The organism is Methylobacterium sp. 4-46 (genome assembly GCF_000019365.1).
Lineage (GTDB): Bacteria > Pseudomonadota > Alphaproteobacteria > Rhizobiales > Beijerinckiaceae > Methylobacterium.
On sequence record NC_010511.1, the window covers coordinates 7,182,554 to 7,208,477 of the forward strand.

The 25,924-nt window shown below is 73.9% G+C and carries 22 protein-coding genes and 2 tRNA genes; 11 read left to right on the top strand and 13 right to left on the bottom strand.

The features are described from left to right. Positions 1-129 precede the first annotated feature (129 nt). From mutS to M446_RS31620, 4 genes are all read right to left on the bottom strand, one after another. Positions 130-2,952: a DNA mismatch repair protein MutS gene (gene mutS / locus M446_RS31605; protein WP_415926895.1), complete on the bottom strand. Its 2,823-nt coding sequence runs from the start codon at positions 2,950-2,952 to the stop codon at positions 130-132. Positions 2,953-3,028: 76 nt separating this feature from the next. Continuing rightward, positions 3,029-4,039, bottom strand: coding sequence for an Hsp33 family molecular chaperone (locus tag M446_RS31610; RefSeq protein WP_012336167.1), 1,011 nt, complete (start codon positions 4,037-4,039; stop codon positions 3,029-3,031). Between the two features lie 187 nt (positions 4,040-4,226). Further along, a complete protein-coding gene (gene argF, locus M446_RS31615) occupies positions 4,227-5,171 on the bottom strand; it encodes an ornithine carbamoyltransferase (RefSeq protein ID WP_012336168.1) in 945 nt (314 codons plus the stop codon). Next, on the bottom strand, positions 5,171-6,364 hold the full coding sequence (locus M446_RS31620) for an aspartate aminotransferase family protein (protein WP_012336169.1): 1,194 nt from the start codon (positions 6,362-6,364) through the stop codon (positions 5,171-5,173). Before M446_RS31620 ends, argF begins: the two co-directional genes overlap by 1 nt. A 222-nt stretch (positions 6,365-6,586) precedes the next feature. On the opposite strand from M446_RS31620, the gene M446_RS31625 reads away from it, so the two are divergent. Then, complete coding sequence (locus M446_RS31625) at positions 6,587-7,060, top strand: RidA family protein (protein ID WP_012336170.1); 474 nt, start codon at positions 6,587-6,589, stop codon at positions 7,058-7,060. Then, the gene (locus tag M446_RS31630) at positions 7,057-7,824 is read left to right on the top strand and encodes a glycerophosphodiester phosphodiesterase family protein (protein WP_012336171.1); all 768 of its coding nucleotides are present in this window, start codon (positions 7,057-7,059) and stop codon (positions 7,822-7,824) included. The genes M446_RS31625 and M446_RS31630 overlap by 4 nt, the downstream gene beginning before the upstream one ends. A 12-nt stretch (positions 7,825-7,836) precedes the next feature. Here the strand turns inward: M446_RS31630 and M446_RS31635 are convergent, their stop codons facing one another. Beyond that, positions 7,837-8,922: a 2'-deoxycytidine 5'-triphosphate deaminase gene (locus tag M446_RS31635; protein WP_012336172.1), complete on the bottom strand. Its 1,086-nt coding sequence runs from the start codon at positions 8,920-8,922 to the stop codon at positions 7,837-7,839. Between the two features lie 173 nt (positions 8,923-9,095). Here M446_RS31635 and apaG point away from each other — a divergent pair, with 173 nt between their 5' ends. Further along, positions 9,096-9,488, top strand: coding sequence for a Co2+/Mg2+ efflux protein ApaG (gene apaG, locus M446_RS31640; RefSeq protein WP_012336173.1), 393 nt, complete (start codon positions 9,096-9,098; stop codon positions 9,486-9,488). Positions 9,489-9,567: 79 nt separating this feature from the next. Beyond that, a complete protein-coding gene (gene argE, locus M446_RS31645) occupies positions 9,568-10,737 on the top strand; it encodes an acetylornithine deacetylase (RefSeq protein WP_012336174.1) in 1,170 nt (389 codons plus the stop codon). A 126-nt stretch (positions 10,738-10,863) separates the two neighbouring features. On the opposite strand, the gene M446_RS31650 is transcribed toward argE, so the two are convergent. The 5 genes from M446_RS31650 to M446_RS31670 form a co-directional block, all read right to left on the bottom strand. Beyond that, positions 10,864-12,180, bottom strand: coding sequence for a sensor domain-containing diguanylate cyclase (locus tag M446_RS31650; protein WP_012336175.1), 1,317 nt, complete (start codon positions 12,178-12,180; stop codon positions 10,864-10,866). Between the two features lie 203 nt (positions 12,181-12,383). Further along, complete coding sequence (locus M446_RS31655; RefSeq protein WP_012336176.1) at positions 12,384-13,007, bottom strand: LysE family translocator; 624 nt, start codon at positions 13,005-13,007, stop codon at positions 12,384-12,386. 296 nt (positions 13,008-13,303) lie between these two features. After that, positions 13,304-13,555 (bottom strand): hypothetical protein, encoded by a 252-nt coding sequence (locus M446_RS31660; protein ID WP_043701846.1) that lies wholly within the window; start codon positions 13,553-13,555, stop codon positions 13,304-13,306. Further along, positions 13,548-13,733, bottom strand: a complete 186-nt coding sequence (locus M446_RS31665) for a ribbon-helix-helix protein, CopG family (protein ID WP_043701849.1) — start codon at positions 13,731-13,733, stop codon at positions 13,548-13,550. The genes M446_RS31660 and M446_RS31665 overlap by 8 nt, the downstream gene beginning before the upstream one ends. Positions 13,734-13,931: 198 nt before the next feature. Then, complete coding sequence (locus tag M446_RS31670) at positions 13,932-14,444, bottom strand: PRC-barrel domain-containing protein (RefSeq protein WP_012336177.1); 513 nt, start codon at positions 14,442-14,444, stop codon at positions 13,932-13,934. Between the two features lie 228 nt (positions 14,445-14,672). Here M446_RS31670 and M446_RS31675 point away from each other — a divergent pair, with 228 nt between their 5' ends. After that, positions 14,673-16,964: an NADP-dependent malic enzyme gene (locus M446_RS31675; protein WP_012336178.1), complete on the top strand. Its 2,292-nt coding sequence runs from the start codon at positions 14,673-14,675 to the stop codon at positions 16,962-16,964. 91 nt (positions 16,965-17,055) lie between these two features. Continuing rightward, on the top strand, positions 17,056-19,527 hold the full coding sequence (gene hrpB / locus M446_RS31680; RefSeq protein ID WP_012336179.1) for an ATP-dependent helicase HrpB: 2,472 nt from the start codon (positions 17,056-17,058) through the stop codon (positions 19,525-19,527). Positions 19,528-19,570: 43 nt separating this feature from the next. On the opposite strand, the gene cmk is transcribed toward hrpB, so the two are convergent. Continuing rightward, positions 19,571-20,203, bottom strand: coding sequence for a (d)CMP kinase (gene cmk / locus M446_RS31685; RefSeq protein ID WP_012336180.1), 633 nt, complete (start codon positions 20,201-20,203; stop codon positions 19,571-19,573). Between the two features lie 26 nt (positions 20,204-20,229). After that, positions 20,230-21,579 carry a 3-phosphoshikimate 1-carboxyvinyltransferase gene (aroA, locus tag M446_RS31690; RefSeq protein ID WP_012336181.1) on the bottom strand — a complete coding sequence of 450 codons (1,350 nt, stop codon included), beginning with the start codon at positions 21,577-21,579 and terminating at the stop codon, positions 20,230-20,232. A 212-nt stretch (positions 21,580-21,791) separates the two neighbouring features. On the opposite strand from aroA, the gene M446_RS31695 reads away from it, so the two are divergent. From M446_RS31695 to M446_RS31705, 3 genes are all read left to right on the top strand, one after another. After that, positions 21,792-22,175, top strand: a complete 384-nt coding sequence (locus M446_RS31695; protein WP_012336182.1) for a TIGR02300 family protein — start codon at positions 21,792-21,794, stop codon at positions 22,173-22,175. A 180-nt stretch (positions 22,176-22,355) separates the two neighbouring features. Beyond that, positions 22,356-22,431, top strand: a tRNA-Ala gene (locus tag M446_RS31700). A gap of 96 nt (positions 22,432-22,527) precedes the next feature. Continuing rightward, positions 22,528-22,603: transfer RNA gene (locus tag M446_RS31705), tRNA-Ala, on the top strand. A gap of 242 nt (positions 22,604-22,845) precedes the next feature. On the opposite strand, the gene M446_RS31710 is transcribed toward M446_RS31705, so the two are convergent. Then, on the bottom strand, positions 22,846-23,136 hold the full coding sequence (locus M446_RS31710) for a hypothetical protein (protein WP_012336183.1): 291 nt from the start codon (positions 23,134-23,136) through the stop codon (positions 22,846-22,848). Positions 23,137-23,630: 494 nt separating this feature from the next. Here M446_RS31710 and M446_RS31715 point away from each other — a divergent pair, with 494 nt between their 5' ends. Both M446_RS31715 and M446_RS31720 read left to right on the top strand, forming a co-directional pair. Then, positions 23,631-24,884 carry an aminotransferase class V-fold PLP-dependent enzyme gene (locus tag M446_RS31715; RefSeq protein ID WP_012336184.1) on the top strand — a complete coding sequence of 418 codons (1,254 nt, stop codon included), beginning with the start codon at positions 23,631-23,633 and terminating at the stop codon, positions 24,882-24,884. Between the two features lie 75 nt (positions 24,885-24,959). After that, the gene (locus M446_RS31720) at positions 24,960-25,898 is read left to right on the top strand and encodes a D-2-hydroxyacid dehydrogenase (RefSeq protein ID WP_012336185.1); all 939 of its coding nucleotides are present in this window, start codon (positions 24,960-24,962) and stop codon (positions 25,896-25,898) included. Positions 25,899-25,924 lie beyond the last annotated feature (26 nt).

The window sequence follows — 25,924 nt, forward strand, 5'->3', positions numbered from 1 at the left end:
GGATGCCATGCCGGACCGATTGCCAGCTCTCCGTCCGACGCCCACCCCGCGCACATCGAAACAAGACGCCGGAGGCCGAGATCGTGCCCAAGCGCGGCGCAAGTCTGAACGGATCAGGCGGATGCCGGATCACGCCTTCCGCGCCGCCTTCAGCCGGTAGAGGGCGTCGAGCGCTTCGCGCGGGGTGAGCCCGTCCGGATCCAGGCTGTCGAGGAGGTCGCGCAGGGGATCGGCCTTCGGGGCAGGGGGCGGCGCGGGCGGTGCCGGCGGCAGCGCGGAAAACAGCGGCAGCTCGGCCGGGGGCCGCCGCCCGCGCCCACCCTCCCCCTTCTCCAGGTCGGCCAGGATGACCTTGGCGCGGGCGATCACCGAGGCTGGCAGCCCCGCGAGCCGCGCCACCTGCAGGCCGTAGGAGCGGTCCGCGGCACCCGGCACCACCTCGTGCAGGAAGACCACGTCGCCCTCCCACTCGGTGACCTTGAGGGTCGCGTTCGACAGCCGCTCCAGGCGCTTGGCGAGGCCCGTGAGCTCGTGGAAATGGGTCGCGAACAGCGCCCGGCAGCCCGTCACCTCGTGCAGGTGCTCCAGGCAGGCCCAGGCGATCGACAGCCCGTCGAAGGTCGCGGTGCCGCGCCCGATCTCGTCGAGAACCACGAGGGAGCGCCGCGTCGCCTGATTCAGGATCGCGGCGGTCTCCACCATCTCGACCATGAAGGTCGAGTGGCCCCGCGCGAGGTCGTCGGCCGCGCCGACCCGCGAGAACAGCCGGTCCACCAGCCCGAGATGGGCCGCGCGCGCCGGCACGAAGGCCCCCATCTGGGCCAGCACCGCGATCAGCGCGTTCTGGCGCAGGAAGGTCGATTTGCCGCCCATGTTCGGGCCGGTGACGACCAGGATCCTGCCGGCCTCCCGGCCGGAGCCGGCCTCGCGGCCGGAGCCGGCCTCGCGGCCGGGGCCGGCCCTCTCCCCCGACAGATCGCAGGAATTGGCGATGAAGGGTTCGCCCGCCTGGCGCAGGGCCGCCTCCACCACCGGGTGGCGGGCGCCCTCGACCCGGAAGGTCAGGCTCTCGTCGAGGACGGGCCGGACCCAGCCGAGTTCGACCGCGAGCTCCGCCTGCGAGGCCGCCACGTCCAGCGCCGCGAGCGCGGTCGCCGCGGCGGTGATCGCCTCCGCCCGCCCCATCACGGCGGCCGCGAGCGCCTCGAAGGCCGCGAGTTCCAGGGCCAGCCCCCGGCCCGCCGCGTTGGCGATCCGCGATTCCAGCTCCCCGAGCTCCACGCTGGTGAAGCGCATCGCGTCGACCATGGTCTGGCGGTGCACGAAGGTGCCGCGCCAGGGATCCTTGAGCAGGGTCTCGCCGACCGCCTGCGGCACCTCGATGAAGAAGCCCAGCAGGTTGTTGTGCTTGATGCGCAGGGTGCGGCAGCCGGTCTCCTCGGCGTAGCGGGTCTGCAGCCCGGCGACGAAGCGGCGGGAATCGCTCTGCAGCGCCCGCGCCTCGTCGAGTTCGGGCGAGTGCCCCTCGCGCACGAAGTTGCCGTCGCGCTTGGACAGGGGCAAGTCGTCGGCGAGCGCCCCCTGCAGGGTCTCGACGAGCCCGTCGCCGACGCTGGCGAGGAGCCGCGCCGCCTTGCCGATCTCGGCCGGCAGCGCGCCCGCCCCGGCGAGGCGCGTCGCGATGCTGCGCGCCGCGTCGAGCCCGTCGCGCAGGGCGGCGAGGTCGCGCGGCCCCGCCCGCCCGACCCCGACCCGGGACAGCGCCCGCGCCATGTCGGGCGCCCGGGCGAGGTCGGCGCGCAATTCGGCGCGCAGGCCGCCCTCGGCGACCAGGAAGGCCACCGCGTCCTGGCGGCGCCGGATCAGCGCGAGGTCGGTCGAGGGGCTGGCGAGGCGCTCGGCGAGGAGCCGGGCGCCGGCCGCCCCGACCGTGCGGTCGATGGCCGCCAGCAGGCTGCCGGCGCGCTCGCCCGAGAGCGTGCGGGTGAGTTCGAGATTGGCCCGGGTCGCCGCGTCGATCAGCAGGGTGCCGCCCGCGGCGTGGCGCGCGGGCGGGCCGAGCGGCACCTTGGCGCCGAGCTGCGTGCGGGCGATGTAGTGCAGCACGGTCCCGGCCGCCGCCACCTCGGCGCGGCCGAAGGCGCCGAACCCGTCCAGGGTGGCGACGCCGAACTGCTCCCTGAGCGCCCGCTCGGCCGAGGCCGGGTCGGCCTCGCCGCGCCCGAGGGGCGTCACCGAGGCGGAGGTGTCGCGCCACAGCCGCGCGAGGTCGGGATCGGCGTGGATCGCCTCCGCCACCACGATCTCGCGGGGGTCGAGCCGGGCGAGTTCGGCGGCGAGCCCGGCGCCGTCCACCTCCGAGAGGGTGAAGCGGCCGGTCGAGATGTCGACCGCCGCGATGCCGTAGGTCCAGCCGGTCTCGGAGGCGCGCCGCCGGGCCAGCGCCACCAGCAGGTTGGCGCGGGCCGGGTCGAGCAGCCGCTCCTCGGTGATCGTGCCGGGGGTGACGAGGCGCACGACCTCGCGCCGCACCACCGATTTCGCGCCGCGCTTCTTCGCCTCGGCAGGGTCCTCGGTCTGCTCGCAGACCGCGACCCGGTGGCCGAGCGCGATCAGCCGCTGCAGGTAATCGTCCGCCCGGTCAATCGGCACCCCGCACATCGGGATGTCCGCCCCCGCGTGCTTGCCGCGCCGGGTCAGCACGATCCCGAGCGCCCGCGAGGCGATCTCCGCGTCCTCGAAGAACAGCTCGTAGAAATCCCCCATCCGGTAGAACAGGAGCAAGCCCGGATTGGCCGACTTGATCTCGATGTACTGCGCCATCATGGGCGAGGCCACCGCCTCGGCGGGCGGCGGCGCGCCGCGCCGCCCGCGCGGGGGCGGGGCGTCCTGCGCCGGCTCGTGGGGCTCGTCGCGGGTCGGGCGCCGGCCGAAATCGCTGTCCATCGTCATCGGCCCGGACTCTAGCAGACGGTCCCGGTCCTTCCAGGCGAGGCCCGAGTTCTCCCCGGGGATCATCGGGTCCGCCTCAGTGCCGGGCGCCGCCCGCGATCTCGGCCTCCACCTCCGCCGGATCGAGGTCGTAGTGGCGCGAGCAGAACTCGCAGGTGATGCCGATGCGGCCGTTCTCGCCGACCATGTCGCGCCGGTCCTCGTCCGAGAACCGGCGGATCATGGTCATCACCCGCTCGCGCGAGCAGCGGCAGGCCTCGTGCACGCCCTGGGCCCCGAAGACCCGCACGCCGCGCTCGTGGAAGAGGCGGTAGAGCAGGCGCTCGCTCGACACGGTCGGGTCGACGAGTTCGTGGTCCTCGGTGGTGGCCACCAGGGACTTCGCCTCGACCCAGGCATCGTCCTCCGGCACCCCGCGCTCGTCGAGGCGCGCGTGGCCCTCCGGGACGTCGCCGGGCGGCAGGTCGGCGGCGCGGGCCCGCTCGGGGGATTGCGGCAGGAACTGCACCAGCAGCCCGCCGGCCCGCCAGCTGCGCGTCCCCTCCTCCAGCCGCTCGGCCACCGCGAGGCGCACCCGGGTCGGGATCTGCTCGGACTGGCGGAAATACTGGTGCGCCGCCTCCTCGAAGCCCTGGCCGTCGAGGGCGACCACGCCCTGGTAGCGGCTCTGGGCCGAGCCCTGGTCGATGGTGAGCGCGAGGTGGCCCTGGCCGAGGAGGTCCGCGGTGCCCTGGCGGCCGCCCAGCGCCGCGAGGCGCTCCGCGTCGAAGCGGGCGGTGGCGCGCAGGCGGTCGGGCGCCTCGAAATCCACCACCACCATGTCGACCGCGCCGTCGGTCTTGGTTTGGAGCTGGAAGCGGCCCTCGAACTTGAGCGAGGCGCCCAGCAGCACGGTGAGCGCCGCCGCCTCGCCGAGCGCCCGGGCGACCGGGTCGGGATAGCCGTGGCGGCGCAGGATCGTGTCGACCGCGGGGCCGAGCCGCACGATGCGGCCGCGCACGTCCAGGGGCTCGACCGCGAAGGGCAGCACCACGTCGTCGCGGCCCTCGGCCGGGAGATCGGTGTCGTGGGGGGTGTCGGAGCTCATGTCCTCTCCGGGGCCGGGGGCGGGACGCCGCGCCGGCGCGCTCGAACGGATCGATGGTCTCCCGGCGGCGCGGCTCCACGGCTCCGCGCCCGCCGGGGACGGCGGGGTCGCGGGAAGCGCTCGGGGTGGAACCGCCGCGTCGAGAGACCGGCCTGTCCACCCGATATGGGGAGCCGCCCGCCGCTTTTCACGCCTCCACGGCGCCGAGGCACCAGGCGAGGATGCCCTTCTGGGCGTGGAGGCGGTTCTCGGCCTCGTCGAACACCACCGATTGCGGCCCGTCGATCACCTCCGCGGTGACCTCCTCGCCGCGATGGGCCGGCAGGCAATGCATGAAGACCGCGTCCTTGGCGGCGGCCCGCATCAGTTCCCCGTTGACCTGGTAGGGCATCAGCAGGTTGTGGCGGTGCGCCTCGTCCTCGTCGCCCATCGAGACCCAGCAATCGGTCACGACCGCGTCCGCCCCGGCGGCCGCCTCGAAGGGATCGGCCGTGACGGTGACCTGGGCGCCCTCGGCCCGCGCCCAATCGAGGAGTTCGGGCTTGACCGGGAGCTCCGGCGGGGTCGCGATCCGCAGGCGGAACTCGAAGCGCGCCGCCGCATGCGCCCAGGAGGCGAGGACGTTGTTGGCATCCCCCGACCACGCCACGGTCCGGCCCCGGATCGGCCCGCGATGCTCCTCGAAGGTCAGCACGTCCGCCATGATCTGGCAGGGATGCGAGAGCTTGGTCAGCCCGTTGATCACCGGGACCTCGGCGTGGCGGGCGAGTTCCCGCATCATGTCGTGGTCGAGGATGCGGATCATGATCGCGTCGACGTAGCGCGACAGGACGCGCGCCGTGTCGGCGATGGTCTCGCCGCGGCCGAGCTGCATCTCCTTGCCGGTGAGCATCAGCGTCTCGCCGCCGAGTTCCCGCATGGCGACGTCGAAGGAGACGCGGGTGCGGGTCGAGGGGCGGTCGAACACCATCGCCAGGATCTTGCCGGCGAGCGGGCGCTCGGCCGGCGGCTGGCCCTTGCGGCGGCGGCTCTTCAGGTCGGCGCAGGCGTCGAGCACGCCGCGCAGCTGGCCGGCGGAGAGGTCCGTCAGGTCGAGGAAGTGCCGCGGACCGGTCGTGAAGGGGCCGTTCATCACTCGGCGGCTCCCCGCATCGTGGCTTCGAGGGAGGAGGACGCGGCCTCGAGGCGGTTCACCGCCTCGGCGACCTCGGCCTCGCCGATGATCAGCGGCGGCAGGAGCCGCACCACGTTGTCGCCGGCCGGGATCACCAGCAGGTGCTCGGCCCGCGCCGCCGCGGCGAACTCGGTGTTGGGGACCACGCAGCGCAGGCCCGTCATCAGGCCCTCGCCGCGCACCTCCGCGATCACGCCGGGATGCCGGTCCTTGAGCGCCGCGAGGCGCTGCTTGAGCAGCAGCCCGGTCCGGCGCACCTGCTCCAGGAAGCCCGGCGCCAGCACCACGTCGAGGACGGCGTTGCCCACCGCCATGGCGAGCGGGTTGCCGCCGAAGGTGGTGCCGTGGCTGCCCACCACCATGCCGCGCGCCGCCTCGCGCGTCGCGAGGCAGGCGCCCATCGGGAAGCCGCCGCCGATGCCCTTGGCGGCCGACAGGATGTCGGGGGTCACGCCCGACCATTCGTGCGCGAAGAGCTTGCCGGTGCGCCCCATCCCGGTCTGGACCTCGTCCATGATCAGGAGGAGCCCGTGCCGGTCGCAGAGGCCGCGCAGGGTGCGCAGGAATTCGGGCGACACGACCCGCAGGCCGCCCTCGCCCTGGATCGGCTCGATCATCAGGGCGGCGGTCTCGGGCGTGATGGCGTGCGCGAGCGCGTCGAGGTCGCCGTAGGGCACCTGGTCGAAGCCCTCGACCTTCGGCCCGAAGCCCTCGATGTACTTCTGCTGCCCGCCCGCCGCGATGGTGGCCAGGGTGCGGCCGTGGAAGGCGCCCTCGAAGGTGACGATCCGGAACCTCTCCGGGTGCCCGCCCGCCGCGTGGTACTTGCGCGCCATCTTGATGGCGGCCTCGTTCGCCTCCGCGCCGGAATTCGAGAAGAACACCACGTCCGCGAAGGTCGCGTCGATCAGGCGCTGCGCGAGGCGCTCGCCTTCCGGGATTTCGAACAGGTTGGAGACGTGCCAGACCTTGCGCGCCTGCTCGGTCAGCGCCTCGACGAGGTGCGGGTGGGCGTGGCCGAGCGCGTTGACGGCGATGCCGGCGCCGAAGTCGAGGTATCGCGAGCCGTCTCGGGCGACGAGCCACGCGCCCTCCCCGCGTTCGAACGATACCTTGGCCCTGGCATAGGTCGGCAAGAGGGCGGACGTCACGATTCCGTCTCCGTCGCGGCCGCCCCCGCAGAAAGGCGGCCAAAAAGAAAGCGCCGCCTCGAAGGGCGGCACGCGCGCGAATACTAGGGATCGGGGCCGGCCTGTCAACGCCGGGGCCCGCGCGGCGGCGGCGCCCCGCCGCTTGCCTGTGGCAGGCTTGCCATGAGGGCCCTCCTCGGGCGAGACAGCCGCCACCGATTCGACGCACATTGGGAGACCCGCATGAGCGCCACGTTCGACCGCCTGAAGGATCTCGGCCTCGTCCTGCCCCCGGCCGCCGCCCCGGTGGCGAACTACGTCCCGTTCAAGCGGGCCGGCAACCTCGTGGTGGTCTCCGGCCAGCTCTGCTTCGGGCCGGACGGCCAGCTCGATTCCCGCCACAAGGGCAAGGTCGGGGCCGAGGTGAGCCCCGAGGCGGCCACCGAGGCCGCCCGCTTCTGCGCCCTCAACGTGCTCGCCCAGCTCCAGGCGGCGGTCGGGAACCTCGACGACGCGGTGGTGAGCTGCATCCGCCTCGGCGGCTTCATCAACACGGCGCCGGGCTTCTCGGCCGTCGCCGGGGTGATGAACGGCGCCTCGGACCTGATGGTGCAGGTGCTCGGCGAGCGCGGGCGCCACGCCCGCTCGACGGTCGGCGTCGCCGAACTGCCCCTCGACGCGGTGGTCGAGGTCGAGGGCATGTTCGAAGTCCGATGACCCCGGCCCTCGCCCCCGCCTGGCTGACCGCGCGGCCGATCGCGCATCGCGGCCTGCACGACCGCGCCGCCGGCCTGCCCGAGAACTCGCTCGCGGCGGCCGAGGCGGCGATCGCCCTCGGCTACGCGATCGAGTGCGACGTCCAGCTGAGCCGGGACGGCGAGGCGATGGTGTTCCACGACGAGGCGCTCGGGCGCCTCTGCGGCGCGCCCGGCCTGGTGCGCGAGCGGGACGCCGCCGACCTCGCCGGGCTCTCCCTGCTGGGCGGCCCGGAGCGCGTTCCGACCCTGCCCGCCTTCCTCTCCCGCATCGCCGGGCGCACGCCCCTCGTCGTCGAGGTGAAGTCGCGCTTCGACGGCGACCTCGCGCTCGCCCGCCGCACCGCCGAGGTGGTGGCGGCCTATGCGGGGCCGGTGGCGCTGAAATCCTTCGATCCGGCGGTGGTGGCGGCCCTTGCCGACCTCGCGCCCGGTCTGCCGCGCGGCATCGTCGCCGAGAGCCGCCGGGAGAACGATGCCGAGGAGGGCGCCTATGCGGGGATGAGCCCGGAGGCGCGGGCGAGCCTCGCCCACCTCCTGCACTTCGCCGAGAGCCGGCCGGACTTCCTGTCCTGGCGGGTCGACGACCTGCCCAACGCGGCCACCCACCTCGCCCGGCTGCTGGGCGGGCGCCCGGTCATGACCTGGACCGTGCGCACGCCCGCGCAGGTCGCGCGGGCGCGGCTCCACGCCGACCAGATGGTGTTCGAGGGCTTCCGGGCCTGACGGGGCCCGCCCCTACACGAAGTGCTTCGAGAGTTTGAGGCCCTGGGCCTGGTAGTTCGAGCCGGCCTGCTCGCCGTAGAGGGCGGCCGGCCGCTCGGCCATGCGCTCGTAGACCAGCCGCCCGACGATCTGGCCGTCCTCCAGCATGAAGGGCACGTCGCGGGAGCGCACTTCCAGCACCGCCCGCGCCCCCGCCCCGCCCGCCTCGGCATGGCCGAAGCCCGGATCGAAGAAGCCCGCGTAGTGGACGCGGAACTCGCCCACCAGGGGGTCGAAGGGCACCATCTCGGCGGCGAAGTCCGGCGGCACTTGCACGCATTCCTTCGAGGCCAGGATGTAGAACTGGCCGGGATCGAGGATCAGCGTGCCCGAGCCGTCCGCCCGCAGGGGCTCCCAGAACTCCCCGACCGGGTAGGCGCGCGGCCGGTCGACGTCGACGAGGCCGGTATGGCGCTTGGCCCTGTAGCCGATCAGCCCGTCGAAGCCCGCGAGGTCCACCGACACCGCCACCCCGCCCTGGAAGGAGGGATCGGGCGCGCTGACGAGCGGGCTCTGCGCGTGCAGCCGCGCCAGCGCCTCGTCGCCGAGGCGCACGGACCCCTTCCGGAAGCGGATCTGGGACAGGCGCGAGCCGGTGCGCACCAGGACCGGGAAGGTGCGCGGCGAGATCTCGGCGAAGAGCGGCCCGGCATAGCCGGGCTCGACCATGTCGAACTCGCGCGCCTGGTCGGTGATCACCCGGGTGAAGACGTCGATGCGGCCGGTGGAGCTCTTGGGATTGGCGCTCGCCGCGAGGTCGGGCGGCAGGGCGAGGCCCTCCTGCAATTCGGCGATGTAGACGCAGCCCGTCTCCAGCACGGCGCCCTGGCGCAGGTCGATCTCGTGCAGCTTGAGCTTGGCGAGGCAGGCGGCGACGTCCCGGGTGCGGCCGGGCAGGAAGCTGGCGCGGACCCGGTAGGCCTTCCGCCCCAGGCGCAGGTCGAGGCTCGCGGGCTGGACCTGGTCGTCCGCGAAGGGCGCCTCGGTGCGGATCACCCCGGCCGCGCGCAGGCCCACGATGCTCTCCGCCGCCTGTATTCCGTCGCGCAACGCCACCATGACCGGTCCTCTCCGGGCGAATGTCGTAGACGGGCCTTTCGGATGCGTGAAGGTCCCGGCGGAATGCGCACGCGCCGCGCTGCCGATTGACGCGGGTGGCGGCGGACCGTACCACGGCGCGGCTGGGCGGCGGCTCCGGTTTTCGGGGCGGCCGCGACCCCGGAGGCTCCCGGATGTACAAGGCCGAGACCCGCGGCATCAGCGTGACCGTCACGCCCCGTTTCGTGGAGGAGGAATCCTCGCCGGACGAGAGCCGCTACTTCTTCGCCTACACGGTCGAGATCACCAATAACGGGCGTGACAAGGTGCAGTTGCGCTCGCGGCACTGGCGCATCGTCGACGGGCGGGGCGCCCTCCAGGAGGTGCGCGGGGCCGGGGTCGTCGGCAAGCAGCCGGTGCTCGGGCCGGGTGAATCGTTCAGCTACACGAGCGGCTGCCCGCTGCCGACGCCGAACGGCACCATGGAGGGCACCTACACGATGGCGACGGCGGACGGCGAGAGCTTCGAGGCAGCGATCCCGGCCTTCTCCCTCGACGTGCCGCACGTGCGCCGGGTCATGCACTGAGCGCATCGCCGCGCCGCTGGACGGGGGCCCGGAGCCGCGTAGGCTGCGCAGCGCCCTCGTTCACGTCTTCCGGATCCCGATGACCCATGCCGGCCCGACCCTGACGCCGCTCGCCCTGCTCGAGCGGCTCGTTGCCTTCGACACGAGCAGCGAGAAGTCGAACCTTCCCCTGATCGCCTTCGTGGAGGAGTACCTCGCGGGGCTCGGCGTGCCGTTCGTCCGCGTGCCCAACCGCGCCGGCGACAAGGCCGCGCTCTTCGCCACGATCGGCCCGATGCGGGACGGCGGCGTCGTGCTCTCCGGCCACACCGACGTGGTCTCCCCCGCCGGGCAGGACTGGACGAGCGACCCCTTCCGGCTGCGGCTGGCGGAGGGGCGTCTCCACGGCCGCGGCGCCGTCGACATGAAGGGCTTCTGCGCGCTCTGCCTCGGCCTCGTGCCGGAGATGCTCGCCGCCGACCTCGCCCGGCCGATCCACCTGCTCCTCTCCTACGACGAGGAGACCACCTGCCTCGGCGTCGTGGACGCGATCGCCCGGTTCGGCATCGACCTGCCGCGCCCGGGCGCCGTGATCGTCGGCGAGCCGACCGGGCTCGAAGTGGCGGACGCGCACAAGAGCGTCGCCACCTTCGTGACCACGGTGCTGGGCCACGAGGCCCACTCGTCGAAGCCCGCCCTCGGGGCGAACGCGGTGATGGCGGCGGCCGAACTCGTGGCCGAGCTCAACCGGATCGCCGACGAGCTCATCGCCCGCGGCGACCCGAGCGGCCGCTTCGATCCGCCCTACTCGACGGTGCATGTGGGGGTGATCGGCGGCGGCACCGTGCGCAACATCCTGCCGGGGCGCTGCACCTTCGAGTGGGAGTTCCGCGGCCTGCCCGACCTCGACCTCGACGAGGTCCCGCGCCGCTTCGCGGCCGCCGCCGAGACGGTGGCGCGCGAGCGCCTGAACCGCTTCGGCCCCTACGGGCGCATCGAGACGGTGCGGGACGCCTCCGTGCCGGGGCTGTCGCCGGATCCGGGCTCGGCCGCGGAGCGGCTGGGCCTGCGGCTCGCCGGGCGCAACCGCACGATCTCGGTGCCCTACGCCACCGAGGCGGGCCGCTTCCAGCGCGAGGGCCTGCCGACCATCGTCTGCGGCCCGGGCTCGATCGACCAAGCCCACCAGCCCGACGAGTACATCACGGTCGCGGCCTTCGAGGCGGGCGAGGCCTTCCTGCGCGGCCTCATCCGCGATTGCGCCGCCTGATCCCGACGCTCATGCCCGATGAGCGCCGGTTCCGGGCTCGGCCCTTCGCCAAGCCGCTGGCTTGCGTCGATGCGTCGAGAGTGTCGGCGGCCCGGGGCCGTGGCCACGGTCCCGCCCGCCGCGCCCTCACGCCGCCTCGGCCTCGGGCGGTCGCGGCGGGCGGGCCGCGCTGACCCGGTTCCGGCCCTCCGCCTTGGCGCGGTAGAGGGCCAGGTCGGCCTCGGCGATCAGCCGGTCGAGGGCGTCGCGGTCGACCGCTCCGGCGCTCTCGGCGACGCCGATGCTCACCGTGACGATCCCCTCCGGGGCGAGCGGGTGCGGCCGGTCGAGCCCGGCCACGGCGGCCCGCGTCGCCTCGGCGGCGCGCAGGAGCTCGCCGGGCGCCGGGTCGGCCAGCAGGGCGACGAATTCCTCGCCGCCGTAGCGCGCCACGAGCGCCGCCTCCGGCAGGCTCGCCCGGATCGCCGCCGCGACCGCCTCCAGGCAGCGGTCGCCGGCGGCGTGGCCGGCGCTGTCGTTCAGGCGCTTGAACGCGTCGATGTCGGCGAGGAGGATGCCGACGGGCCGGCCCCGCCCCGGCTCCCGCCACAGCCCGGCGAAGGCCGCGTCGAAGCCCCGGCGGTTCAGCAGCCCGGTGAGCGGGTCGGTGTCGGCCTGCACGGCGAGGCGCGCGTTGGCGGCGGCGATCTGCCGGCCCTGGATGGCGCTCTTCAGCCGCAGCAGGAAGGCGTGCTGGAGCAGGCTGTTGATCGCGTGCCGGGCCACGATCATGCCGTAGGTCACGCAGGCGCAGTAGAGCGTCACCCCGGCGGTCCGCGACCAGGGTTCCGGCCCCGCCAGCCCGAAGCCGAGGAACATCCCGATCGCCACGACGGCCGCCGCCACCGTCCAGCGCAGCTGGACCGGCACGATCACCAGCCCGGTCGCGATGCCGAACAGGCCGCAGAGCAGGTAGTCGTGGCTGCCCAGCCGCGTCAGCGGGCCGAGCAGGCCGGCCGTCACCATCATGGCGGCCACCGCGAGAGGCAGGGTCAGCCCCTCGATCCAGGCCGGCCGCGGGCGCCGCCAGACCCCGATCAGCGCCCCGTAGAGGGTCGGGATGACGAGGCCGCGCATCGCCAGCGACGGGCCGAGCAGGCCGGGATTGAACAGGATGTCGAGCCCGATCGTGACCAGGCTGATCGTCACCACCCCGGCCAGCCACGCCCGCGCGATGCGGCCGCGGGCCCGCCGCGAACTCTCGGCGAACAGCCGCGCCAAGCGGCCGCGGAGGATGACGGCGCCCATGCGGCGGCGCAGGGCCTCGTCGGCCTCCTGAAGCAGGAGGCGTTGCTCCTCCGCGCCGAGCGCGTCGAGGAGCGCGGCCACGCGGTCGGAACGAATTCTCCCGGAGCGCACCATCGCCAGCCGTTCCGCCCCCACCATGAGCCCCGCGAGGGGCAATCCATCCCTCGGCCTGCTCTAAGGGCACGATCGGCCCTCCACCGTTAAGGCAGGATTGATGCGCGCTCGAAATAGTCTGCGGTCCTGAGGTTCTGCTTCGATAGATTGACCGAGGGTCGGACTGACCGAGCGTGCTGCTCGACGCGACGATGACGCCCGGTCCCTCCCCGGGTGCCGATCGGTCCGGCCGGATCGCCGCCCGCTCAGCCGGCGGGCCGGCGGGCGAGCGCGAGGCCGAGCCCGGCCCCGATCAGGCCGAGGCCGGAGAGGCGGTTGCGCCAGCGCCCGGGCAGGCGCAGCGCCCCGCGCAACCGCCCCGCGAGGACGGCCCAGAGACTGTCGAGGCCGGCCGCGATGGCCAGGAAGGTGGCGCAGAGGAGCAGGAGCTGGCCCGGGGCGTCGCCGTCCGGGGTCAGGAATTGCGGCAGGAAGGCCGCGTAGAACAGCAGCGTCTTCGGATTGACCAGCGCGACGAGGAACCCGCGCCCGATCATCGCGCGGGCGCCGCCGGGGGCGGGGCGGGCCGCCGCGAGGTCGAGGGGCGGCGCGCGCCACGCGCGCAGGCCGAGCCAGACCAGGTAGGCCGCGCCGAGGAGGCGCAGCCAGCCGAACCAGCCCGCCAGGGCGGCGAGGAGCGTCGTCGCGCCGAGCGCCGTCAGCGCGAGCTGCACCGCCATCGCGGCGCTCGTCCCCGCCACCGTGGCGAGGCCGGCCCGCGCGCCGTGCGCGAGGCTGTTCGCCACGATCAGCGCCACGTTCGGCCCCGGGATCAGCACCAGGACGACGCTCGCGGCCACGAAGGCGAGGTAGAGGTCGAGGGGCATCATCCCCCGCCCCGGCGCTCGCGCCCCGGCCGGACCGCGAAGGCCTCCCGCACCCGCGCCGCACCGTCCATCGCCGCCTCCGTGCCGCCGCCCGTCATCCGCGCGGGCGGCGCGGCGACGCCCGGGACCGCGCCCCTCAGGCGATCAGGCCGCGGTCCAGTTCGAGCACCTTGATCCGCAGCCCGTCCGGCCCGCGCAGCGTCAGCATACGGCCGAACGCCTCGTCGGCAACGCCCCGGGCGATGCGGTCGGGCGCCCGCAGCCGCAGATGCGCCTCCAGCCGCTCCAGCGGCTCCGCGCTAGCGAAGTGGCGCTGGCGAAGTGGCGCTGGCGAAGTGCAGCTCGACCGCTCCCGCCCCGGGACCGGGCGGATGCGCCAGCAGGCTGAGGAGCGAGCCGCCGAAGCGCACCAGCGCCCAATCCCCGTCCCGGCTGCCATACACCAGGGACCCGCCGAGCCGCTCGTAGAAGCCGATGGCGGGCGCGAGCTCCGCCACGTGCACCATCGGCGGGACCTGCAGACCGAACCGGTCCGCTGCCCCGTCACCCATCCCGTCCTCCTCGCTGCAAGTACGATTCCAGCGCGGCCGCGACGAGGTCCGAGAGGGACATCTGCGCGTCGAGGGCGCGGTACTTGACCCGCCGGACGAGGTCGGGCGGCAGGTACACGTTGAATTGCTGCTTGGTGCGGCCTTCCGGCGTGCCGCGGCCGTCGTTCCGTCCGCTCATCGCAATTTGCTAGCATGCTAGCACGGGCGGCGCAAGCCGCGGGGGCGGCGCGCCGCCCCCGCCCGGCCGCCAGGGCTTGGTTCAGGTCTTGGCCTCGCCCTTCCGGGCACCGGCCTTGGCTCAGGGCTTGGCCTCGCCCTTCCGGGCACCGGCCTTGGCTCAGGGCTTGGCCTCGCCCTTCCGGGCACCGGCCTTGGCTCAGGGCTTGGCCTCGCCCTTTCGGGCATCGGCCTTGGCGAGGTAGACGTATTCGGGGGCGGCGCGGAGCTGGTCGCGGTCGGTGTCGATCACGGCCTTGAGGGTGGTGTCGTCGACGCGGCTGATCTCGACCGCGCTGCGGGCGATCGAGACGTACTTGGTGCCGATGCCCAGGAAGCCGCCGACGCCGACCACGTAGGACTTCACCGAGAGGTCGGGGGCGAGGACGAGGTCGGCGACGGAGCCGATCGTCTCGTCGGCGCGGTTGCGGATCGACAGGCCGATGAGCTTGGAGGCCACCATCTCGTCCGGCTGCTGGGCCACGAAGGTCGGTCGCAGGGCGTTGTCGAGGGTGGCCGGGGCGGCGGGCACGGCCGTAGGCTCGCGGGCGGGCGCGGCGGAGGCCGGCGCGGGCGGGGGCTGGTCGGCGGGGGACGGGGTCTTGGCGTCCTGCGCGGCGGCGCAGAGTGCGCCCGCGACGAGGAGCGCGGCGGCGAGGGCGAGACGAGGCATTCGAGGGCTCCGAAACGGGCGGGCCGGCCGGATTCGACCGGCAAACGCCTGACAAGCGGGCGACCTTCCGCAAAGTTCCCGAGCGGCCGGCGGCGCCCGGGCGCGGCGGCGCCGGCCGGGCCGCCGCGCCCGCCGGTCGCGATCCCGCCCTTGAGCCGCGCCTCGCCCGGCCCTATGGACCATCTCCCGCAGTCACCCTCTCAGACTAAAGGCGAAGAAGGTCCCGGCATGAGCGAGTCCCGTCCCGTCACCCGCCGCGCGCGTCCGACCTTCACCGATCAGGAGGCGCTGCAGTTCCACGCCCAGGGGCGCCCGGGCAAGCTGGAGGTCGTCGCCACCAAGCCGATGGCGACGCAGCGCGACCTGTCGCTGGCCTACTCGCCCGGCGTCGCCGTGCCGGTCCTCGCCATCGCGGAGGATCCGGCGCTCGCCTTCGACTACACGGCCAAGGGCAACCTCGTGGCGGTGGTCTCGAACGGCACCGCCATCCTCGGGCTCGGCAACCGCGGGGCGCTCGCCTCGAAGCCGGTCATGGAGGGCAAGGCCGTCCTGTTCAAGCGCTTCGCCGACATCGACGCCTTCGACCTCGAGGTCGGGACCGAGGATCCCGAGGCGGTGATCAACTGCGTGCGCTACCTCGGCCCGACCTTCGGCGGCATCAACCTCGAAGACATCAAGGCCCCCGAGTGCTTCATCATCGAGGAGCGCCTGCGGGAGTTGATGGACATCCCGGTCTTCCACGACGACCAGCACGGCACCGCGATCATCGCGGCGGCGGGCGTGATCAACGCGCTGCACCTCACCGGCCGCGACATCGGCGAGGCCAAGCTCGTGGTGAACGGCGCCGGGGCGGCCGGCATCGCCTGCATCGAGCTCCTCAAGGCAATGGGCTTCTCCGACCGCAACGTGATCCTCTGCGACACCAAGGGCGTGGTCTATGCCGGCCGCACCGAGGGCATGAACCAGTGGAAGTCGGCCCACGCGGTCGAGACCAGCCGGCGCAGCCTCGCGGAGGCGATCGAGGGCGCCGACATCGTGTTCGGCCTCTCGGTCAAGGGCGCCTTCACGCCCGAGATGATCCGCGCGATGGCGGCCCAGCCGATCATCTTCGCGATGGCCAATCCCGACCCCGAGATCACGGCCGAGGAGGTGGCGCGGGTGCGCGACGATGCCATCATGGCGACCGGGCGCTCCGACTACCCCAACCAGGTCAACAACGTGCTGGGCTTCCCCTACATCTTCCGGGGTGCCCTCGACGTGCGCGCGACCACGATCAACATGGAGATGAAGATCGCGGCCGCGCAGGCGCTGGCGGCGCTCGCCCGCGAGGACGTGCCCGACGAGGTGGCGGCGGCCTATCAGGGCGCGCGGCCGCGCTTCGGGCGCGACTACATCATCCCGGTGCCCTTCGACCCGCGCCTGATCCACACGATCCCGCCGGCGGTGGCCAAGGCCGCCATGGACACCGGCGTCGCCCGCAAGCCGATCCCCTCGATGGACGCCTACCGGGCCCAGCTCTCGGCCCGGCGGGACCCGGTCGCCGGCACGCTGAACCGCATCTTCGAGCGGGTGCGCAAGTTCCCCAAGCGCGTCGTCTTCGCGGAGGGCGAGGAGGAGGTCGTCATCCGGGCGGCCATCTCCTTCGTCAACCAGGGGCTCGGCACCGCCATCCTGGTCGGGCGCGAGGAGCGGGTGCTGGCCAAGGCCGAGGCGGCCGGCATCGATCTCGCCGGGCGCGACCACATCGAGATCCACAACGCCGCGAAATCCGACCGCAACACGGTCTACGCGCAGTTCCTCTACGCGCGCATGCAGCGCAAGGGCATGCTGTTCCGCGACTGCCAGCGGCTGATCAACCAGGACCGCAACCACTTCGCGGCCTCGATGGTGGCGCTCGGCGACGCCGACGCGATGGTGACCGGCGCCACCCGCAACTACTCGGTCGCGCTCGACGACGTGCGCCACGTCATCGATCCCAAGCCCGGGCACCGGGTGATCGGCGTCTCGCTCTGCCTCGCGCGCGGGCGCATCGTGCTCGTCGCCGACACGGCGATCCACGAGATGCCCTCGGCCCAGGAGATCGCCGGGATCGCGATCGAGGCGGCCGGCGTCGCGCGCCGCCTCGGCTACGAGCCGCGGGTGGCGCTCCTGTCCTTCTCGACCTTCGGCCATCCCAAGGCCGAGCGCGCCGAGAAGGTGCAGGAGGCGGTCAAGATCCTCGACGGCATGCGGGTCGATTTCGAGTACGACGGCGAGATGGCCGCCGACGTGGCCCTGAACAGGGAGGTGCTGGCGCAGTACCCGTTCAGCCGCCTCAAGCAGCCGGCGAACGTGCTGGTGATGCCGGCCTTCCACTCCGCCTCGATCTCGACCAAGATGCTGCAGGAGCTCGGCGGCGCGCAGGTGCTCGGCCCGCTGATCGTCGGCCTCGACAAGCCGGTGCAGATCGTCTCGCTCGGCGCCACCGACACCGACCTCGTCAACATGGCGGCGCTGGCGGCCTTCAACATCGGGGGCTGAGGACGCCCCGCCGGAGGCGGCCGTTTCAGGTCGGGACGGCCGCCTCGACCCCGGACTTGCATCCCGCGCGCCGCGCGGCCATGCGGGCCGCATGCCCGCGCTCCCCGCCCTGCCGATCGACGCCGTCCTCGCCGACCTCCAGGCCGCCCTCGCCGGACGCCCGAACGCCGTGCTGGTCGCGCCGCCCGGCGCCGGCAAGACCACCCGGGTGCCCCTCGCGCTCCTCGACGCGCCCTGGCGGGGCGACGGGCGGATCATCGTGCTGGAGCCCCGCCGCCTCGCGGCCCGGGCGGCGGCCGAGCGCATGGCCGAGACCCGCGGCGAGCGGGTCGGCGACACGGTCGGCCTGCGGGTGCGGCTCGGCTCGAAGGTCTCCGCCCGCACCCGGATCGAGGTCGTCACCGAGGGCGTCTTCGCCCGCATGATCCTCGACGACCCGGAACTGACCGGGATCGCCGCGGTGCTGTTCGACGAGTTCCACGAGCGCTCCCTCGACGCCGATCTCGGCCTCGCGCTGGCCCTCGACGCGCAGGGCGGCCTGCGCGAGGACCTGCGCCTGCTCGCCATGTCGGCGACGCTCGACGGGGCCCGGGTCGCGCGCCTGATGGGCGGGGCGCCGGTGATCGCCTCGGAGGGCCGCGCCTTCCCGGTCGAGACGCGCTACCTCGACCGCGACCCGAACCGGCGCGTCGAGGAGGCGACGGCCGAGGCGATCGAGCGGGCGCTGCGGGCCGAGCCGGGCTCGGTCCTGGCCTTCCTGCCCGGCCAGGGCGAGATCCGCCGGGTCGCGGAGCTGCTCGCCCCGCGCCTCGCCGCCCATCCGGAGGTCGACCTCGCCCCGCTCTACGGGGCCCTCGACCGCGGCGAGCAGGACCGGGCCGTGCGCCCGAGCCCGCCGGGCCGGCGCAAGGTGGTGCTCGCCACCTCCATCGCCGAGACGTCGCTCACCATCGAGGGCGTGCGGGTGGTGGTGGATTCCGGGCTCGCCCGCGTGCCGGTCTACGAGCCGGATCTCGGCCTCACCCGCCTCGCGACGGTCCGGGCCTCGCGGGCCTCGGTCGACCAGCGCCGCGGCCGCGCCGGGCGCACGGAGCCGGGAATCTGCTACCGGCTCTGGGCGGAGGCGGCGACCGGGGCGCTGGAGCCCTTCACCCGGCCGGAGATCCTCTCGGCCGACCTCGCGGGCCTCGTCCTCGACTGCGCCGCCTGGGGCGTGGCCGATCCCGCCACCCTGCCCTTCCTCGACCCGCCCCCCGGCCCGGCGCTCGCGGAGGCGAAGGCGCTGCTCGCCGGGCTCGGCGCCCTCGACGCCGGGGGCCGGCTGACGCCCGAGGGGCGCCGCCTGCGCGCCCTGCCGCTGCCGCCGCGGCTCGCCCGCATGGTGGTGGCGGCGGCGGCCGAGGGACGGGCGGCGGCGCGGGAGGCGGCCGACCTCGCCGCCGTGCTGGTCGAGCGCGGCCTCGGCGGCGACGCGGTCGACCTCGCCGAGCGGGTCGAGCGCTTCCGCCGCGACCGCTCGGGCCGGGCTGAGGACATGCGCCGGCTCGCCTCCGGCTGGGCCCGCGCCGCCGGGGCGGGCCCGGCCGAGGGCGAGGCCCCGCCCCTCGGCGCGCTCCTCGCCCTCGCCTATCCGGACCGGATCGCCCGCGCCCGGGGCAGGCCCGGCGAGTTCGTGCTGGCGAACGGCCGCGGCGCCGCCCTCGACCCCGCCCTGGCGCTCGCCCGCGCGCCCTTCCTGGCGGTGGCCGAGATCGTCGGCAAGGCCGCCGCCGCGCGCATCCTGGCGGCGGCGCCGATCGGGCTCGAGGCGATCGAGGCGCGCTTCGCCGACCGGATCGAGGCGCGCGAGAGCGTCGCCTTCGACCCCGCCGCCCGCGCCCTGCGCGCCCGGGCCCAGCGGCGCCTCGGCGCGGTCACGCTCGGCGAGCGCGTCCTGCCGGTCCCGGCCGACGAGGCGAGCGCGCGGCTCCTCGCCCGCGGGATCGCCGGCCTCGGGCTCGCGGCCCTGCCCTGGTCGAGGGCGGCGGCGCAGTGGCGCGAGCGGGTCTCCTTCCTGCGCCGGGCCGAGGGCGAGCCCTGGCCCGACGTCTCCGACGCGGCGCTCGCGGCGGCGGCCGAGGACTGGCTCGCGCCGCACCTCCTCGGCCTCACCCGCCTCGACGAGATCGGGCCGGAGCGCCTCGCCGAGGCGCTGCACGCGCTCCTGCCCTGGACCCTGCGGGCGCGCCTCGACGCGGAGGCCCCGACCCACGTCGAGGTGCCGACCGGCTCGCGCCTCCCGATCGATTACGGGGCCGAGGAGCCGGTCCTGGCGGTGCGGGTGCAGGAGCTGTTCGGGCTCGCCGCACATCCGACGATCGGCGGCGGGCGGGTGCCGCTGGTGCTGCACCTGCTCTCCCCGGCCCAGCGCCCGATCCAGATCACCCGCGACCTGCCGGGCTTCTGGCGCGGCTCCTGGGCGGCGGTGCGCGCCGACATGCGCGGCCAGTACCCGCGGCATCCCTGGCCGGAAGACCCGCTCGGCGCGCCACCGACCCGGCGGGCGAAGCCCAGGGGCACCTGAGGAAGGGGCGGCCTGCAGGGCTCCCGAGGCCCGGGCGCGTCGCTCAGCCCCGCCCGGGCCAGCGCGCCTCGACCACGGCCGCCGCGGCCCGGAAGGCCGCCTCGGCGTCGAGCGCCGTCGTGTCGATCACCACCGCGTCGTCGGCGACGCGCAGGGGCGCCGCGGCCCGGTCGGCGTCGCGGGCGTCGCGGCGCACGATGTCGGCGAGCACCGCCTCGAAGGCCACCGGCTCGCCCCGCCCCCCGAGCTCCCGGTGGCGGCGATGCGCCCGCTCCTCGGGCGAGGCCGTGATGAAGAGCTTCACGGGCGCGTCCGGGCAGACCACCGTGCCGATGTCGCGCCCGTCGAGCACCGCCCCGCCCGGCGCGGCGGCGAAGCGGCGCTGCCAGTCGAGGAGCGCCGCCCGCACCGCCGGGAGCGCCGAGACCAGGGAGGCCGCCTCCCCCATGGCGCGCTCGCGCAGGCGGGCGTCGCCGAGCGACTCGGCGCGCAGCGTGCGGGCCGCCGCCTCCGCCGCCGCCTCGTCCCGCAGGTCGCGCTCCGCGTCGAGGAGCGCCAGCGCCACCGCCCGGTAGAGGAGGCCGGTGTCGAGATGCGGCAGGCCGTAATGCTGGGCGAGCCGCCGCGCGAGCGTGCCCTTGCCCGACGCCGCCGGCCCGTCGATCGCGATCACCATCCCGTCGTCCCCGCGCTCACCCGCACTCACTCGGCGAAGGCGGCGCCGAGGCCCCGCAGATCGGCCAGGAAGGCCGGATAGCTCGTCGCGATCATGGCGCCGTCGTCGACCGTCACCGGCTCCCCGGCGGCCAGCCCCATCACCAGGAACGCCATGGCGATGCGGTGGTCGAGGTGCGTCGCCACGGTGCCGCCGCCGGGGGCCGGCCGGCCGTCCCCGTGCACGATCAGGTCGTCGCCCTCGACCGCGTGGGCGACGCCGTTGGCCCTGAGGCCGTCCGCCACCGCGGCGAGGCGGTCCGATTCCTTCACCCGCAATTCGTGCAGGCCCTGCATCCGCGTCGTGCCCTCCGCGAAGGCCGCCGCCACGGCGAGGACCGGGTACTCGTCGATCATCGCGGGCGCGCGCTCGGGCGGCACCGTCACCCCGGCGAGGCGGCTCGCCCGCACCCGCAGGTCGGCCACCGTCTCGCCGCCCTCGTCGCGCTCGTTCAGCCGCGCGATGTCGGCGCCCATCTCGATCAGCGTGGTGATGAGCCCGGTCCGCAGCGGGTTCATCATCACCCCCTCGATCACCACGTCCGAGCCCGGCACGATCAGCGCCGCGACGATCGGGAAGGCGGCCGAGGACGGGTCGGCCGGCACGATCACCTCGGCCGCCCGCAGGGTCGGCTGGCCCGTGAGCGCGATGGCGCGGCCGTGGCCCGCGGGCCCGTGCGCCGCGACCGTGACCTCGGCGCCGAACAGGCGCAGCATCCGCTCGGTGTGGTCGCGGGTCGCGGCGGCCTCGATCACCGTGGTGGTGCCGGGCGCGTTGAGGCCGGCGAGCAGCACCGCCGACTTCACCTGCGCGGAGGCGACCGGCGTCGCGTAGGTGATCGGGATCGCCTCCTCCGGGCCGCGCAGCGTCAGCGGCACGCGCCCGCCCGCCTGCTCGGACAGGATCTGCGCGCCCATCTGCACCAGCGGGTCGAGGATCCGCCGCATCGGCCGCTTGCGCAGCGAGGCGTCGCCGTCGAAGGTCGCGGTGACGGGCTGGCCGCCGACGACGCCCATCATCAGCCGCGAGCCGGTGCCGGCATTGCCGAAATCGAGCACGCCCTCGGGATCCGACAGGCCGCCGATGCCGACGCCGCGCACCCGCCAGCGGCCCGGCCCGTCGCGGTCGATCCCGGCGCCGAGCGCCCGGGCGGCGGCGGCGGTGCGCAGCACGTCGTCGCCCTCCAGCAGGCCCTCGACCCGGGTCTCGCCGAGGCTGAGCAGGCCGAGGATCATCGCCCGGTGCGAGATGGACTTGTCGCCGGGCGGGCGCAGCCGCCCCCGCAGGGGCGTCCCGGCCCGGGCGGTGATCGGCGAGGGAACGGAATCGTGGGACACGGACTCTTGCCTGGTCGAGGGAGTGTCGGGAGCGGCGGGTCGTTACCACGCGGGCGCTCCCGCGTCATCCGCCGGCCGGCTCCGGGCGGACGACGCCGGGAGCGCTCCGTCGGTCGGCAGGGCCGCGCCGGCCCGCCGCCGCCCGATTTGACACGGCCAACGCCCCCGACTAACGGGCCCTTTCCCGACGATATCTCGAAGGCTTTCGAACCGTGGCCAGACCGGAACTCGGCTTGAAGCGCCAGTGCATGAGCTGCGGCGCCAAGTTCTACGACCTCAACAGGGACCCCGCCACCTGCCCGAAATGCGGCACGGTCTACCAGATCGCGGCCCTCACGACGACGCGCGTGCCGCCCCCGGCGATCGCCAGCCGCGCCGCCGACGAGGAGCCCGACGACGAGGCGGGCACGCCCGAGATGATCTCCCTCGACGAGGTCGAGGCCGCCGAGGAGGGGGCCGACGCCGTCGTGGACGACGACGCCGACGTGGGCGGTGCCGGCGGCGACGACGACACCTTCCTGGAGGAGGACGAGGAGAGCGGCGACGACGTCGCCGACCTGATCGACGGCGACATCGAGACCGACGAGGAATCGTGATCGGCTAAGTCGCGGCCGCGCCTCGCGAATCCGGCGCGGTCACGAAAACTTCGCAAGACGGCGCCGCGGGGGCTTGTCTCCGCCGCGGCGCCCTCATATACAGCCGCCACCGAACGCGACCGCCCCGACGGGCCGGTCGGGCGGCACCGCGGGCGACCCAACCGCCGCGGTCTTGAGCGTGGGGCCATAGCTCAGTTGGGAGAGCGCTTGAATGGCATTCAAGAGGTCGGCGGTTCGATTCCGCCTGGCTCCACCAGAAATCTTCCGGGATGACCGGGTCGAGCGGGGCCGCGCAGCGCGGGACCGTCGATGATGCGAGACCCGCGGTGCCCCCATGCGCCGTGGATGGAACGGGGCCATAGCTCAGTTGGGAGAGCGCTTGAATGGCATTCAAGAGGTCGGCGGTTCGATTCCGCCTGGCTCCACCACCCCCTTCGCGTCCACTTCCCCTCGTAGGATCCGCCCGCTCCGTCGCGGGCCGGGCGCCCTCGTCAGGTCTCTCGACTCCCGACCGGCGTGGCTCTGCCGCGAAGGCGGGATGACGAGGCGGGTGCCGCGACGCTCCGCCACGCGCTCCCGCTGCTGGGCTCGGCGTGGGACTCGGGCGGGGCCGCGGCCGTACCGATGAGGGTGCGGCCGCGCAACCGTCGATCCGGTCGGCGCCCCGCCGTCAGCGGCCCGTCGAGGCCGTCGCGATGTCGGCGTTCGGGTCGAGGGCCGTCGGCAGCCCGTCGCGGAAGGCCACCAGGCCGCTCGCGCCGACGTCGCGGAGGTCCGCCTCGGCGCCGGGCGCCAGCCGCGGCAGCGCCGCGAACAGCGGCATGCCCCGCGGGACGCTGTCGGAGAAGCCCACCACCGCGATCGGCGCGAGGCCGGCCGCCGCCAGGCCGTCATCCGCGGCGCGCGCCGCGCCCATCCCGGCCACCAAGAGACCCGCGATCACCAGAGATTTCGTCACCATGGCCAATCCTCCGCCGGATGCCTATCCCCAGCTTAACAACGCGCGAGGCGCGATTCGGTTCTCGGCCTGTGCTGATGCAATACTGCGCTCCCGCGCGCGACATTGCGGGTGAGGCGCGAGCCGGGCGCGCGAGGCCGGCCCGGGGCCGCCGCAGGTCCCGGTCAAAAGTACAAATTCCAAATTTTTGAACGAGATGGAAAGTTTTTTCAGTTTTCCTTCTAGTCCGGTCCGACCCATAGTCCGCCCCGACACGGAAGCGGGGCCCGCGGTCGGACGCGCCCCGCCCCGTGAACAACGAAGAACCGGATGGGAAGGCGCACCATGGAGTTCGGGTTCCGACGCTCCGCCCTCAGGGCACTCCAGAGCCAGCCCCTCCCCCGTCCGGGTCGGCGCGTCATCCGCGCCTGAGGCTTTCCCCCGCGGGCCCAACGAGGGCTCCCCAACGAGCCCGACCGGGTCTCGACCGACGACGGTCAAGGAAACTGGAGGACAACATGGCAGGATCGAGACGGCCGGGTCGCAACTTTCTCTTCGTGCCGGGTCCGACCAACGTGCCGGAGCGCGTCCAGCGCGCGATGATCGTGCCGATGGAGGACCATCGCTCGTCGTCGTTCCCGGACCTGACGCTGCCCCTGTTCGAGAACCTGAAGAAGGTGTTCAAGTCGAAGGACGGGCAGGTCTTCATCTTCCCGTCGAGCGGCACCGGCGCCTGGGAGGCCGCGCTCACCAACACCCTGTCGCCCGGCGACCGCGTGCTCGCCTCGCGCTTCGGCCAGTTCAGCACGCTCTGGATCGACCTCGCCCAGCGCGTCGGCCTCGACGTCGTCATCCAGGACGAGGAATGGGGCACCGGCGCCAATCCGGAGCGGATCGAGGAGGCCCTGCGGGCCGACCGCGAGCACCGCATCAAGGCCGTCCTCGTCGTCCACAACGAGACCGCCACCGGCGTGACCAGCGACGTCGGCGCCGTGCGCCGGGCCATCGACGCCGCCAACCACCCGGCGATGCTCTACGTGGACGGCGTGTCCTCGATCGGCAGCATCGACTTCCGCGCCACCGAGTGGGGCGTCGACTGCGCCATCACCGGCTCGCAGAAGGGCCTGATGCTGCCCGCCGGCCTCGGCATCGTCTGCGTCAGCCCCAAGGCGCTCGCCGCCTACAAGACGGCCGAGTGCCGCCGCGTCTACTTCGACTTCGGCGACATGTCGAAGGCGAACGCCACCGGCTACTTCCCCTACACGCCGGCCCTGCCCCTGCTCTACGGCCTGCGCGAGGCCATGGCCTGCCTGTTCGAGGAGGGGCTGGAGCGCGTCTTCGAGCGCCACCGCGTGCTCGCCGACGGCTGCCGCGCCGCCGTGAAGGCCTGGGGCCTGACGCTCTGCGCCAAGGAGCCCAAGTGGTACTCCGACACGGTGAGCGCCATCATGGTGCCGGACGGCGTCAACGGCGCCGACGTGATCGACGTCGCCTTCCGGCGCTACAACCTCGCGCTGGGCGCCGGCCTGTCCAAGGTCGCCGGCAAGCTCTTCCGGATCGGCCATCTCGGCGACCTCAACGACCTGATGCTGCTCGGCGCGCTGGCGGGCGCCGAGATGGCGATGCTCGACGCCGGCATCCGGATCGAGCCGGGCAGCGGCGTCGGCGCGGCCCAGAAGCACTTCCGCGAGACCATCCTGGCCAAGGACAAGCGCCCGAGCGAGGCGGGCATCTTCGACCGCAACCACTCCGACGGCGTCGTCCGGGTGTGAGGAATAAGCCGCGGGTCTGGTATGCCAGGCCCGCGGCCCCGCTCCCCCGCGCAAGGCCAGCCGGAGATTCCCGCGATGTCCCACACGATCGTCTTCCTCGACCGCGAGACGCTCGATGCCCGCGTGCGCGAATTCAGCTTCCCGCACAGCTACAAGGAATATGACGTCACTGCGCCGGACCAGATCGTCGCGCGCTTGGCCGATGCCGAGATCGCGATCGTCAACAAGGTGCCGATGCGGGCCGAGACCCTGCGCCAATTGCCCAAGCTCAAGCTGATCGCGGTCGCGGCGACCGGCACCGACATCGTCGACAAGGCCGTCGCCAAGCAGCAGGGCATCACCGTCGTCAACATCCGCAACTACGCCTTCAACACGGTGCCGGAGCACGTCGTCGCGCTGATCTTCGCGCTGCGCCGCGCCATCGTGCCTTACGCGAATTCGACCCGTCGGGGTGATTGGAACAAGTCGCGGCAGTTCTGCTACTTCGATTATCCGATCCGCGACATCGCCGGCTCGACGCTCGGCATCGTCGGCTACGGCGCGCTCGGCAAGTCGATCGCCAGGCGGGCCGAGGCCCTCGGCATGAAGGTCATCGCCACCGACGTCTTCCCGCAGGAGGGCCTGGTCGATTTCGAGACGATCCTGCGCGAGAGCGACGTCATCACGCTGCACGTGCCGCTGACGCCCGAGACCCGCAACATGATCGGGCGGGACGAGTTCGCCAAGATGAAGCGCGACGCCATCCTCATCAACACGGCCCGCGGCGGGCTGGTGGAGGAGGCGGCCCTCGCCGAGGCGCTCAGGAACGGCACGATCGCGGGGGCGGGCTTCGACGTGCTCACCACCGAGCCGCCGGTCGAGGGCAACATCCTGCTCGACCTCGACCTGCCGAACCTGATCGTCACGCCCCACGTGGCCTGGGCCAGCAAGGAGGCGATGCAGATCCTCTCCGACCAGCTCGTCGACAACATCGAGGCCTTCGTGGCGGGCAGGCCGCAGAACGTGGTCGAGTGACGCGCGGCGCGCCCCGTGGCGCGCTA

What these genes read in the sequence shown, in the direction of transcription:
- M446_RS31635 (WP_012336172.1), bottom strand. Translation starts at nt 8,922, where the DNA reads ATGGTGGCGTTGCGCGACGGAATACAGGCGGCGGAGAGCATCGTGGGC.
- M446_RS31675 (WP_012336178.1), top strand. Translation starts at nt 14,673, where the DNA reads ATGAGCGAGTCCCGTCCCGTCACCCGCCGCGCGCGTCCGACCTTCACC.
- M446_RS31625 (WP_012336170.1), top strand. Translation starts at nt 6,587, where the DNA reads ATGAGCGCCACGTTCGACCGCCTGAAGGATCTCGGCCTCGTCCTGCCC.
- M446_RS31630 (WP_012336171.1), top strand. Translation starts at nt 7,057, where the DNA reads ATGACCCCGGCCCTCGCCCCCGCCTGGCTGACCGCGCGGCCGATCGCG.
- M446_RS31665 (WP_043701849.1), bottom strand. Translation starts at nt 13,733, where the DNA reads ATGAGCGGACGGAACGACGGCCGCGGCACGCCGGAAGGCCGCACCAAG.
- M446_RS31660 (WP_043701846.1), bottom strand. Translation starts at nt 13,555, where the DNA reads ATGGGTGACGGGGCAGCGGACCGGTTCGGTCTGCAGGTCCCGCCGATG.
- M446_RS31655 (WP_012336176.1), bottom strand. Translation starts at nt 13,007, where the DNA reads ATGATGCCCCTCGACCTCTACCTCGCCTTCGTGGCCGCGAGCGTCGTC.
- M446_RS31710 (WP_012336183.1), bottom strand. Translation starts at nt 23,136, where the DNA reads ATGGTGACGAAATCTCTGGTGATCGCGGGTCTCTTGGTGGCCGGGATG.
- apaG (WP_012336173.1), top strand. Translation starts at nt 9,096, where the DNA reads ATGTACAAGGCCGAGACCCGCGGCATCAGCGTGACCGTCACGCCCCGT.
- M446_RS31715 (WP_012336184.1), top strand. Translation starts at nt 23,631, where the DNA reads ATGGCAGGATCGAGACGGCCGGGTCGCAACTTTCTCTTCGTGCCGGGT.
- M446_RS31720 (WP_012336185.1), top strand. Translation starts at nt 24,960, where the DNA reads ATGTCCCACACGATCGTCTTCCTCGACCGCGAGACGCTCGATGCCCGC.
- M446_RS31670 (WP_012336177.1), bottom strand. Translation starts at nt 14,444, where the DNA reads ATGCCTCGTCTCGCCCTCGCCGCCGCGCTCCTCGTCGCGGGCGCACTC.
- cmk (WP_012336180.1), bottom strand. Translation starts at nt 20,203, where the DNA reads ATGGTGATCGCGATCGACGGGCCGGCGGCGTCGGGCAAGGGCACGCTC.
- argE (WP_012336174.1), top strand. Translation starts at nt 9,568, where the DNA reads ATGACCCATGCCGGCCCGACCCTGACGCCGCTCGCCCTGCTCGAGCGG.
- M446_RS31610 (WP_012336167.1), bottom strand. Translation starts at nt 4,039, where the DNA reads ATGAGCTCCGACACCCCCCACGACACCGATCTCCCGGCCGAGGGCCGC.
- argF (WP_012336168.1), bottom strand. Translation starts at nt 5,171, where the DNA reads ATGAACGGCCCCTTCACGACCGGTCCGCGGCACTTCCTCGACCTGACG.
- hrpB (WP_012336179.1), top strand. Translation starts at nt 17,056, where the DNA reads ATGCCCGCGCTCCCCGCCCTGCCGATCGACGCCGTCCTCGCCGACCTC.
- mutS (WP_415926895.1), bottom strand. Translation starts at nt 2,952, where the DNA reads ATGACGATGGACAGCGATTTCGGCCGGCGCCCGACCCGCGACGAGCCC.